The following is a 12,003-nucleotide window of genomic DNA, read 5'->3' as shown; positions in this document are numbered from 1 at the left end:
AGAGGATGGCCGGCGGATAACCTGTGATCCCCGCCACAGCGCCGCTGTTCCTGCGGACGATGAGGCGGGGCGCTCGCCTTAGCGTATGATGTCGAAGCTGTAGTCTGTCTTGCCAACCGAGCTGGTTTTTCTATCGATCTCATCAAAGATCTTGTCGAGAATCTTGACCAGCACATTCATGCTACCCTGATAACCCCACACTGGATAACGATGGTGATGATGGCGATCGAAGATGGGAAACCCGATGCGGACTAGCGGCGTTCCAGTGTCACGCTCGAGATACTTGCCGTAGGTGTTACCGATCAGGAAGTCGACCGGTTCTGTGAACAGGAGCGACCGCATGTGCCAGAGATCCTTGCCCGGGAAGGCGCGGCAGTTTTTACCGAACGGCGAGCTCGCGAACAGCGCCTGCATCTTCTGCTCCCAGGCCTTACTCCCGTTCGTCGAGAGCACGTGGGTCGGCTCAGCGCCGAGCTCCAGCAAGAATGCGGCCAGGCCATAGCAGAGGTCGGGATCGCCGTAGATCGCGAACTTCTTGCCGTGAATATGCGCGCTAGAGTCAGCCATTGCGTCTACCAGACGCCCGCGCTCCTGTTCCAGCGCATATGGAATTGCCTTATTGGCGATACGCGACAGCGTCATCAGGAACTCGTCCGTGGCGCTGACGCCCAGCGGGTGATTGAAGGCGACGACCTCCTGGTCGTGCCCCTTGATGAAGGACAACGTCTTCTCCGTACAATATTGCTGCATGGAAATGGTTGCCTTCGCGTGGACTGCATTCGCGGCGTCCTTTAGTGTGGTGCCGCCATCATACATGCGGAATTCACCGTCGGTTGGGGTATCGAACACGTCACTATTATCCGCGAGGATCGTGTAGCCGATTCCCATCAACGCGAAGATGCGCTTTATCTCGCGGATGTTGCCGACAGTGTAGCCGTCGAAGCCGCCGATGAAGTTGATCGTGTTGTTCGCTTTTCGCTGGAGTTTTGGCGCCGTGCCGGCTTTGCCATCCCAGAAATGCTCGAGGATGCCCTTAAGCGTGTTGTCGTAGCCGGTGACGTGGCTGCCGACGAATGCAGGAGTGTGAGCGAATGGTACGTCGTAGTCCGCGGGGACTGAACCTTTTTCCTTGGACGTTTTGATGAAGGCGTTGAGGTCGTCGCCGATGACTTCCGCCATGCAGGTCGTCGCGACCGCAATCATCTTCGGCTTGTACATGTTGTAGCTGTTGGCAAGCCCGTCGGTCAGATTGTTGAGGCCCCCGAACACAGCCGCGTCTTCCGTCATGGACGAGGAGACGCATGAGGTCGGCTCCTTGAAGTGCCGTGACAGATGGCTGCGATAATACGCCACGCAGCCCTGTGAGCCGTGGACGAACGGCAGCGTGCGCTCGAACCCGAGCGCGGCGAACACCGCACCTAGCGGCTGGCAAGCCTTCGCCGGATTGACGGTTAGCGCCTCGCGGGCGAAGTTCTTCTCACGGTATTCGGGCGTCTTGGACCATTCTCTGATACGGTCGACTTCGGCGGGATCATGCGGATTCTCAAATAGCGCCTTCTTATTGGCCAGCATCTGCTGGTATTCGTCTCCCCGGAAAAGCTCAGAGTGGTCGAGTATGTGTTCGGCGTTCTGTGTCATCATGGCACTCTTTAAGTTCTTGTGTTCGTTCTCCTGCCCTTCCCCTCCTCTGCGGAAGAAAGGGCCCGGGCGTCGGCTTTCCTATTCGGCCGCCATGAGGCTTGGCCGCGGAGCGTCCTTCCAAGGTGCCGTGGTCTTCCCCCAAATCGGGGAGTTGATCGCCATGTCCATGTCGCGGGCGAAGATCGCGAAGCCGTCATAGCCGTGGTAAGGACCCGAGTAGTCCCAGGAATGCATTTGACGGAACGGCACGCCCATTTTCTGGAAGACGTATTTTTCCTTGATACCGGAACCGACGAGGTCTGGCCGGATCTTTTCGACGAAGCGCTCGAATTCGTAGCCGGTGACATCGTCGTAGATCAGCGTGCCATCTTTGACGTAGTGCTGAGCGGTGCGTTGGTAGTCATCGTTATGCGCGAACTCATAGCCCGTGCCGACAACATCCATGCCGAGGTCCTCGTAGGCGCCGATGACGTGGCGAGGACGTAAGCCGCCGACGAACAGCATTACGGTCTTGCCTTCGAGCCGCGGCCGGTATTTCGCGGTCACCGCGTCGACAAGCGGCTGATATTTCGCGATGACGCGCTCGGCGCCTTCCTTGATCTTGTCATCGAAGAAGCCTGCAATTTTGCGCAGCGACTCCGCGATTTTGGACGGCCCGAAGAAGTTATACTCGCACCAGGGAATCCCGAATTTTTCCTCCATGTGCCGTGAGATGTAGTTCATCGAGCGATAGCAATGCAATATGTTGAGCTTCGCTTTCGGCGTCGCCTCCAATTCAGCGAGAGATCCATCCCCGGACCACTGGGCGATGACGCGCAGGCCCATTTCTTCGAGCAGGATCCGTGACGACCAGGCATCGCCGCCGATGTTGTAATCGCCGATAATCGCAACGTCATATGGCGTCGGCTCAAATTTGGAGCTGGCCTCTGGGGCGCTCTTGTCGAAGATCCAATCTCGAACGGCGTCGTTCGCGATGTGATGGCCGAGCGATTGTGACACGCCACGAAAACCCTCGCACCGCACAGGCACGATCGTTTTGCCGCCATATTCCTTTGACTTTTCTCGGGAGACCGCCTCGATATCGTCGCCGATCAAACCGATCGGACATTCGGACTGAATGGTGATGCCCCTGTTGAGAGGAAATAGCTCCTGGAGCTCGTCGATGAGTTTGTTGACCTTTTTATCGCCGCCGAACACAATATCCTTTTCCTGGAAATCGGAGGTGAACTGCAGTGTCACGAAGGTGTCGATGCCGGTCGTGCCGACGTAGTAGTTGCGCCGCGAGCCCCATGAGTACTGACCACAGCCGACCGGACCGTGGCTAATGTGGATCATATCCTTGATCGGCCCCCAGACCACGCCCTTGGAGCCCGCGTAGGCGCAGCCACGGATGGTCATCACGCCAGGAATGGACTTGATATTCGACTTGACGCCACAATCCGACTTCCCCGCCTCGTGAACACTGAGATGCTTGGCGCGCCTTTTGGCGGTCTTCTCTGGGTAGACCTTCAACACCTCATCGATTAGCTGCTTGTTGCGCGCCTTGATCTCTGCGACGCTCTGGGTAGTTGTTCGGCTCATACAAATTTCCTTTCGATTGTCGTCTCAAATCAAGAAGCGGCGCATTTACGGTAGACCGACGGATTTCCTATCCGGCGTTCAGGTGTAAAGCGTGATCTCTGCGAGCGGTCCTACCGATCGCAACTTCGCGGCCTTCTGGATCATGCCGCAGCGGTCGTTCACGACCTTGTAGCTCATCTCGGCTGAGCGCCTACGAGCGCCATGTGTGACGCTGTTGATCGCTGACCAAGACGCGTCTCGGTGAAGTCATGCCTGCTTTCCATTGGTTTCTCATATCGGCTTCTTTATTCACTCGCGTGCCATCACGGGGCCTGTCCCTGTGCATGGCGATGCAAAGGGCTAACAGCCGCCTCTTGCGCAGGGGTCTGCAACGAGTGTGCCAGCGCTGGTTGAATACAAAAAAGCACCGTCTGTAGAGCTAGATAGCTGGCGGGATGCGGATTGTTATAAAGCCGACCCTGTCTGGCACCGACAAGCGTAGCCGCTAACGCCCTGTCTGAAACAAAACAATCAGTTACGCTCTCCGCCAGCGACACGGCTGGAGTCTTCCCGCGCGCCGAGGTCACTGCACCTGGATGTTGGCCATCCTGATCGTCTTTGGCTTCACCGTGCTTGGCTGGATGGGTTCTTCATGCCGACGCTGATTGGTCCTGGGAAATCCGCATTGGACGCCATGTCACAGCATTCGGCACTCGGCCTGGCGAAGACCCCAGCCGGGATCCCGGTCTAACGATGCCCGATTACGATGTGCGCTCCAGACGGAAAATATCCATCGTGCAAGCCGAGATCTTCTCCTTCGAGAGAGAGGGAGCTCCGGTGGAATCAGCCGAATCTGTCAAGCAGCCTCGCGCACCTTCCTCGCTTCTGTAGCGACGAATGGGGCCCACTCAGCCGGCAGTCTGTTCACGAGCTGGCGTTCGACCTGCTCACGAACCCTTTGCAGCTTCTCGCGCTCCTGCTGGAGCGCTTCGGTCTGTCGGGCGACCTCTGCGTCCTTGCTCACCAGGTTGGTTGTGGGAACGCTGCGGGTCTTCGCGAGAGGTGGGCCGGCGAGGCATCAGTCAGCTGAATCTCATGGTTGCAGATCGGAAACTGCAGGGCGGGTTCATGAGCGCGCTTGGCCGCCGTCGCCTTAGGCGTCATGCCCCCTTCGCAGCTCTTAGGACGGAATAAACGTGATCCGGCCCGCTTCGCCACGCTTCCGATGTGGCTTTAGCGTTATTTCGACGTCCCGATCGAACGCCGTCAGCATGCGCAGCAGCTTTTCCACAGAAACCAACTTGAACTGCCCCCGAAGCAGCTTGGACAAGTTGGGCTGCTTCACATGAACCAGCTTCGCGGCTTCGGTTTGACTCATCTCCCGCTCCGCCATCAACCGCTTCAGTTGTACGACGAGGGCTGCCTTGAGTTGGTGCTCGTGGGCGTTCGGCAGGCCGAGGTCAGCATAAATGTTCCCGGAGCCCCGGCTGTGGGCCGGCCACTTCTTCTTCTTCCTGCTCATCATCGGGCTGCGTTTGTTCCTTGTGGATAGCTTCGGCGTCGCGCAGGCGCTGCCGAAGGGATGCCCCTTCTGCGAGGCCAGTTCGTCCCTGATGCGGATCAGTGCCCTAGCCCTAAAGAGCTGCTGATCTGCTCGGGTGAAGGTTAATTGAACGCTCTACCGCGCTCGAGTGCCTTCGGAGTTTTAGCTTGACTTGTTGCGGGTGTGCTCGTCTGGGAGGACGGCACACAGGCCGGGGAGCACGCATTGCGTGAGGCCAAGAGTATGGACAGTAATTCGTGCGCCCGAGCACCTGCGGAAATCAGCGTAAGACACGAGTCACTTCCATAGGAGAGATTCTGGCCAATCTGTGAACTCCAATTCGAAGCTACGTAGGCCACTGGGTTTGGTCGTGAATTTAAGGGTCTTCCCTGAAAGGTCGGCCAATGAACCAGATGCAAACTTGAAAACTGTCGTGCCGGAAGTTGCGACCCCAATGCCTTGCTCGCCATCCATGCTAGAGAAGCCGGTCGCCTCAGAGAGTTGCCCAATTGCAACTCCCTCCAGCGCGTGGTGAAATTCCATGGAGGCCAAGTATGTTCCTTTGTCAGCAGCCCACTCGCTGACCGACACTGCTGTGATCCCCGCGTCGGTCAAGAGACCACCCGCGATCCGGCAGCCATATTGAACGGTGAGAATAACCCGCTCATTCCGAACTCCGGCCGGCTCTCGATCGGCGGCAGTGATCGTGCACGCGTACCGCCTTGTTTCCGCAACCGCCCCCATGCTTAGTCCGATCCACTCGAGAGCGGAACACAATACAAAAGCGAGAGCGGGTCTTATCATTCGGCTGCACCTGGTCTGGAAGATCGTTCGCCTGCTCTTTACAATCTGACGCTACGGCCGATTCAAGCTTCTTCGATCGCTCTGTCGGATGAAAGCTACTCACCGCGGTGTCGTGGAAACGACGCGCTCGGTATCCCCCCGGAGTGCCCGAACGATCTCAATATCGGTGCTCACGGGGCGCAGCGGGCCAGCACGTCGGTGAATCGAGGCTATGGACCGACGCCTTTCAGCTCGGCGGCGGCCATGAGGGGCGCTCCGGCCCGCGGCGCCGGAGCGCTACGTTCCTGACGCAGGCGCAGGCGCCCTGTGAGCGGACGCCATTTTCCGCGGAATGACCCCGCGGCGCAGGTCCCGAATTTTGCTTCACAGTGTCAATGTAAAAGGAAACGTGGTCGCTAGGAGCCGTTCAAAGGCAGACTGTCGCTCAAGCAAGCGCTCTTCGAGGATCTTACGCTCGAGATCACTTAGCTCGCTTTGGAGCCTTCTGCGACAGCGCCAAATGTCATTCCGCACGTATCTGATCTCATTCAAGCGATCGTCAATCGAAGCCATCACGGATACCGTATCTAACTTGAACCATCCATCGACAACTGGTCAATCACGTCGTTCCCCCCGTAAGACGACGATGAGATCCGACGACCTGGCCATCTGCGGACATGATGTCACGATCTCCTTCCAGCATGTCCTCTTGTATCGAAGTCTTCCAACGCAGGAGCACGAAGTGACGGTTGCTTCTGCAGAAGTTCAGCGGTTTTTGCCATCACCGCGCAGGATTTCAAAAGCTGCCACTGGCCCGTGAGTGGGCCGAACGGCTATCTTGTTCCAACCACCCCCGGCCGGATCAGGTGTCGGGCCGGCCACTTAAGCGGGTGCCGAATGGGAGTATCCGGCTAATCGGACGGTCGCACCGTCAAACTCTGGGTAACCGCACCTTTCAGATTTGAGATCGGCAATTGCCATGCCAGCGAACCTCAGGTGGGACTGAAGACAAGCCATGTTCAGGCTCGGGGCCTCGTCTGTTACAAGCGAGCGGGATTTCGTGGCGGCGGCGCGCCAGAGAGGCCCGGATATGTGTCGGAGAGGCTTCAGTCGGCCGGGCGAGGCGAAATCGTGAGCGATACGCACCGCCGGACGCCTCGGCTCAGTGTCTCGCCACACCTGCGTAGATCTTATTACCACCGTTCCTGCGTGCGGCCGGCAAGCTGGCAATTTCATCTCATCACAAAAGTTTCTGTGCGATGATGTCTAGCCGGGACTAGCGCTTGTCGCATCTGTGACACTGCATGTATTCATCAAACCAAGCCATCCGACGTTGTTTGTTCGCCCGGACTCGTTCTGCAACTAAATCAGCAGCTTGCATCTCAGATGCAACTGGCATGGCTGTTGCTATTTGTTCAGCCGCACCGTGAGCGCTGCGCGCGACCAGCGGTGTAAGACGTATACGATCAACTTCGCGGGAGCGTATTAGCCACCCAATCGCTTGATGGAGAACCGATGCGGCCACCGGGCAGCTTACCCTTTTGCGGCACACTTGTTGTTGTCAGATCGACCATCACGCCGAAGGTTGAGGCACTAGTCTGATCTACCAACGCGAACGGCGCGCTCTAGCTCAAAGCGAACTCGCCAATCAAATAAGGGCCCGAAAGCCTCGTGGGCGAACGCCGGCAGCGAGCACCTCGAATTTGATGCAGCCTCGCTTTCAGAGGATCCGGCGCATGCTGCGCCGACCCGTTGAAGCAACGGAGGGTGGCATCGTTTTCGACTGTTTCCTTGATTAACAATCAGAACTGATGAGGCGGGTGTATGAACAAATTGATCCGGGAGCTTCGGCTTGTGGCTGAAGCATCTGTTTTGGCGATTGGGCTGCTGATGTCGTCACGAGCTAACGCGGACGATGATCTGATGAGAGCCGCCAAGCAGATCTTCCATCCGATCCCCTCAGTCATTCCTGCGGTAAAGGACAATCCAGTCACACATGAAAAGGTCGAGCTTGGCAAGATGCTGTTCTTTGATCCGCGGCTATCGGCAAGCGAGATCATTAGCTGCAATACGTGCCACAATCTCGGCAGCGGCGGCGTCGATGCCGGTCCGACCTCCGTCGGTCACGGCTGGAAGATCGGCCCACGTCGGGCCCCAACCGTCTACAACGCTGTGTTCAATGTGGCGCAATTCTGGGACGGACGCGCCGCGGACCTCAAGGCACAAGCCACCGGCCCTGTGCAGGCGAGTGCCGAAATGAATGCGACTCCGGATCATGTGCTCGACACCTTGAACTCAATGGCCACCTACGTCGACTTGTTCAAAAACGCTTTCCCGAACGAAGCGAGACCAGTCACCTTTGAAAACTTTGCGAAGGCAATCGAGGCTTTTGAAGCGACTCTCATTACACCTGCGGCCCCATTCGATCGGTATCTGGAGGGCAATACACATGCTCTCGATGATCAGCAGAAATCAGGGTTGGCACTGTTTATGGAGAAGGGATGCTCCTCTTGCCACAATGGAATCAACATCGGTGGACAGGCCTACTTCCCATTCGGCGTGATGAAAACGCCGGACGCAAGCCTGCTTCCGGCCGCCGATAAGGGCCGGTTCGCGGTTACCAAGGCGGTTGGCGACGAATATGTCTTCCGCGCGGCGCCGTTGCGGAATGTCGCGTTGCGAGCCCCTTACTTTCATTCGGGCCAGGTTTGGAGCCTGAAGCAAGCTGTTGCACTGATGAGTGAAATCCAGCTCGGCGCCAAGCTTAGCGATAAGGAAGAGAACGAGATCGTCGCATTTCTGAATTCGCTGACCGGGCGGCTACCTAAGATCGAGTATCCGACACTACCCACGCGTACGAACACGACGCCAAGGCCTTCTATAGACAGATAGGACTAACAGACCGGCGTCATGCCTTGCGAGTACTAACAGATGGGACGCAAGAACCCGGGGTCCCGCAATGACGCCGAATGATCCCGTGCTGTCACACATAACCAGGCACATAAAAAACGCCCGGCCTCCTCGGGAGGCCGGGCGAAAGTCACGTAGGAGCGACGCTGCTTTACGCATCGCACCAGCTTTCGTCGGTAGGGAGGACTACCGGCGATCGATTTACGGCGAGGGCATTCGCCGTCAAACAACGAGAAGCGGATATCGCTCCGCGCGAAATCTGGAGCCACTTGCCTTCCGCTCATGTCGGAAACTTCAGGAGTTGCCCAGCACTCGCCCGCTGTCCGGTTGGCAAGGGCAGTGCCTTGATCGAGCTGGGATCCTTCGCGCAAGCGGTTTGGCTGCCGTGCCCTGAAACTTAAGCGGCAGTTTGCCGTCGCGCAGCAGCATTTTGCACCCCAAACACCAACAACGCTCGATTGTCTTCGCGAAGATCGGTGCCAAGGCGCCCATTTCGTATGACATTCCGAAAGGGCGGTAAAATTGATTGTTGTGATGTAACGCATCCACGCGATGGATAAATAAAAACGTCGGGCTGTGGTTCGTGTCGAGCGTTAATGACTTCGGAATATTTCACCTGATCGGCATCGCCGGCGCGCGGTCGGCCGTCGGATCGAGAGAGGTTGTCGCCGGCTATATGCGATCGCCTCCGCCAGCGCCGGCCGGCATTCCCAGGCGCTGAATACCTTGGGAAGCTCGCAAGCACATCGCGAGCTCCCAAAGCGCGTGTATCTTATTCAAAAACGCGTTGGCGAAACGTTCGTACCGTCATGGCTCAGCCCGCAACTCGCGTGCGGCGGCCACCATATTGACGAGCGCGGGACCCACCTCCTCCCACTTTCGCGTTTTCAGTCCGCAGTCGGGATTGATCCAGAGCTGCCGATCGGAAACTCGCTGCCGCGCCAACACAATCAGCTGCTTGATCTCCGCCGCTGCTGGAACGCGCGGTGAATGAATGTCATAGACGCCGGGCCCGATCTCATTAGGATATTTGTAGGTCTTGAAGGCGTCGAGCAATTCCATTTTAGAACGCGACGTCTCGATTGAAATGACGTCGGCATCCATTGCTGCGATCGCATCGATGATTTCGTTGAACTCGGAATAACACATGTGGGTATGGATCTGAGTTCCGTCGGCGACAGCGGAGGAGCAAACGCGGAAACTGTCCACTGCCCAATCGAGATAGTCCTTCCACTGCGATTTGCGTAGCGGCAATCCCTCCCGCAATGCAGCCTCGTCGATCTGGATCATGGTCGCTCCAGCCGCCTCAAGGTCGATGACCTCATCTCGGATCGCGAGAGCGATCTGTCGGCATGTCTCGCTCCGCGGGATGTCGTCACGGACAAACGACCAGTTCAGGATCGTCACCGGTCCGGTCAGCATAGCCTTGATGGGTTTTTTGGTCAGAGACTGCGCATAGCGCCACCATTCAACGGTCATGGGCTTCGGCCGGGAGACATCTCCAAACAGGATAGGAGGACGAACGCACCGCGAGCCATAAGACTGAACCCAGCCGTGCTTGGTGAAAGCGAAGCCCAAGAGCTGCTCGCCAAAGTATTGAACCATGTCATTGCGCTCGAACTCACCGTGTACGAGCACGTCCAGGCCGATATCTTCCTGCCACTGGACGGTACGGGCTGTCTCCGCTCTCAGAAACTGCTCGTACTGCGTGTCATTCAGCGCTCCCCGCGCATGAGCCGCGCGCGCATTCCGGACGTCTGCCGTTTGCGGGAAGGATCCGATGGTTGTCGTTGGAAACATCGGCAATGCGAAGGCGACGCGCTGGACGTTGGCGCGCTGGGTGAACGCACTGCGACGGCGACGCATGCTATCGTCGATCGCGGCCATTCGTCCGGCGACCTTCGCATTGTGGATCTTGGGCGATGTTCCGCGGGTGACGGCTGCGTCCTCCGAGAGCGCAAGTTCATCGGCCACCTCGGCAGCATGGCCGGCCAGCGCTTTGCCCAATATCGAAAGTTCCTTGATCTTCTGAACTGAGAACGCCAGCCACGTCTTCAGATTGGGATCGAGATCGGTCTCTAGCTCAATGTCGATCGGAACATGAAGCAGCGAGCAGGAGGGAGCAATCTGAACACGGTCCCTGCCCAGTTTTTTGACCATAGGAGCAAGTTGGTCGAGCAGCGCCGGGAGATTGGAGCGCCACACGTTGCGACCATCAACGACGCCTAGCGAGACCACGAGATCTCTATGGGCTGTGGCGACAATTGCGTCCAACTGGTCGGGTGCCCGAACCAGGTCGACATGAAGCCCGGCAACGGGCAAGGCCAAAGTTGTTTCAAGATTGTCACCGATCGCCCCGAAATATGTGGCCAGCATGATTTTGAGGGCCGGCACGGCCTTGGCGAAATGAGCATAGGCCCGGCGGACAGCCGCCCGAGATGCGTCGTCGACGTCCGTCACTAGGCATGGCTCGTCGAGCTGAACCCATTCAGCACCGCGCGAGGCTAGTTCGCGGAGAACATCGACATAGACTGGGAGGAGCCGATCAAGCAGCGACAGCGGATTGAATGCGGGATTTACGCTTTTGCCGAGCTTCAGGAAAGTAACTGGGCCAACTAGGACGGGGCGCGTCTGGTAGCCGAGGCTTCTTGCCTCCTCATATTCCTCGATCGGCTTCCGAGAGGAATACTTAAAGATCTGATCCTGGTGAAATTCCGGCACCATGTAGTGGTAGTTGGTATCGAACCACTTCGTCATCTCCTGTGCGGCTACACCAGGCCCATGCTGAGCGTGACCACCGTCCGGAGCGCCACGCGCCATGGTGAAGTAGGTATTGAGCGACACAGGACCTTCGGTCCAGCCGTAGACGTCGGGAATGGCGCCGACCATTACGCTGGTATCGAGCACATGATCGTAGAGCGAGAAGTCATTCGAAGGAATGACGGTCGCACCGCGGGATTTCTGCCGTGCCCAATTAGCGGCACGAAGTCCACTCCCGGCCTCGAGGAGCTCGGCTTCGCTGGACTTTCCCGCCCAGTAGCTCTCGAGCGCGAATTTGAGTTCGCGTCGTGGGCCGATGCGTGACGTCCCCAGTGTGGCAACGGGAAGCGAAAGAATAGACATAGTTTAGACCCCATGATTGGGGCAAAGGCCATGGCGGACGTATGCAGCGAATATCGCTGAGCGACAGCTGCTTGGCGCACACCGGGACACCCCGCCCGTGGACGATATATTGTCGAGGCAGGTCTCCTGGCTCGCGGGTCGTCGCTGCTGTCCGGCCTTCCCGAAGCCGCATGGCTCCAGTGACTTCGTTGGACAGCGGCTCGCCGCTTACAGTTGCGGGGGCAGCGCCGGCATTGCACCGGCTTCCCTCTTAGCTCCGGATCAAACGAAATCCGGAGACCACGACGGCAGGCATTATGCGCACGAGGATCGATGCGTCAACCTACTGATTGTCGCTGCGATATTGCCCAAGCGATTGCGAGCTGTACTAGTGGCTCTGCACAGTGATTTTGACAGGTTGGGTCCGGCGGTCAGATTAGCTCCGGCAGGAGTTTCGGATCAAC

General features: G+C 57.8%; 5 protein-coding genes and 1 riboswitch. Of the genes, 1 reads left to right on the top strand and 4 read right to left on the bottom strand.

The window, feature by feature from the left end; genetic code table 11:
• Window positions 1-78: 78 nt before the first annotated feature.
• The 3 genes from nifK to AC0L3X_RS28335 all read right to left on the bottom strand — a co-directional run bounded on the left by nifK (window position 79) and on the right by AC0L3X_RS28335 (window position 4,723).
• A complete protein-coding gene (nifK, locus tag AC0L3X_RS28345) occupies window positions 79-1,638 on the bottom strand; it encodes a nitrogenase molybdenum-iron protein subunit beta (RefSeq protein ID WP_231143979.1) in 1,560 nt (519 codons plus the stop codon).
• A gap of 81 nt (window positions 1,639-1,719) precedes the next feature.
• Window positions 1,720-3,222 (bottom strand): nitrogenase molybdenum-iron protein alpha chain, encoded by a 1,503-nt coding sequence (gene nifD, locus AC0L3X_RS28340; protein ID WP_439033953.1) that lies wholly within the window; start codon window positions 3,220-3,222, stop codon window positions 1,720-1,722.
• 1,159 nt (window positions 3,223-4,381) lie between these two features.
• Window positions 4,382-4,723 carry a helix-turn-helix domain-containing protein gene (locus AC0L3X_RS28335; RefSeq protein ID WP_439033952.1) on the bottom strand — a complete coding sequence of 114 codons (342 nt, stop codon included), beginning with the start codon at window positions 4,721-4,723 and terminating at the stop codon, window positions 4,382-4,384.
• Window positions 4,724-7,351: 2,628 nt separating this feature from the next.
• On the opposite strand from AC0L3X_RS28335, the gene AC0L3X_RS28330 reads away from it, so the two are divergent.
• On the top strand, window positions 7,352-8,419 hold the full coding sequence (locus AC0L3X_RS28330) for a cytochrome-c peroxidase (RefSeq protein ID WP_439033951.1): 1,068 nt from the start codon (window positions 7,352-7,354) through the stop codon (window positions 8,417-8,419).
• Between the two features lie 825 nt (window positions 8,420-9,244).
• On the opposite strand, the gene metE is transcribed toward AC0L3X_RS28330, so the two are convergent.
• Complete coding sequence (metE, locus tag AC0L3X_RS28325; RefSeq protein WP_439033950.1) at window positions 9,245-11,560, bottom strand: 5-methyltetrahydropteroyltriglutamate--homocysteine S-methyltransferase; 2,316 nt, start codon at window positions 11,558-11,560, stop codon at window positions 9,245-9,247.
• Window positions 11,561-11,659: 99 nt separating this feature from the next.
• Window positions 11,660-11,859: riboswitch (cobalamin riboswitch) on the bottom strand.
• Between the last annotated feature and the right edge of the window lie 144 nt (window positions 11,860-12,003).

The organism is Bradyrhizobium sp. MI1.7 (genome assembly GCF_055811795.1).
Note: the sequence above shows the minus strand (reverse complement) of the source record. Positions and strands in the feature narration are given on the sequence as shown.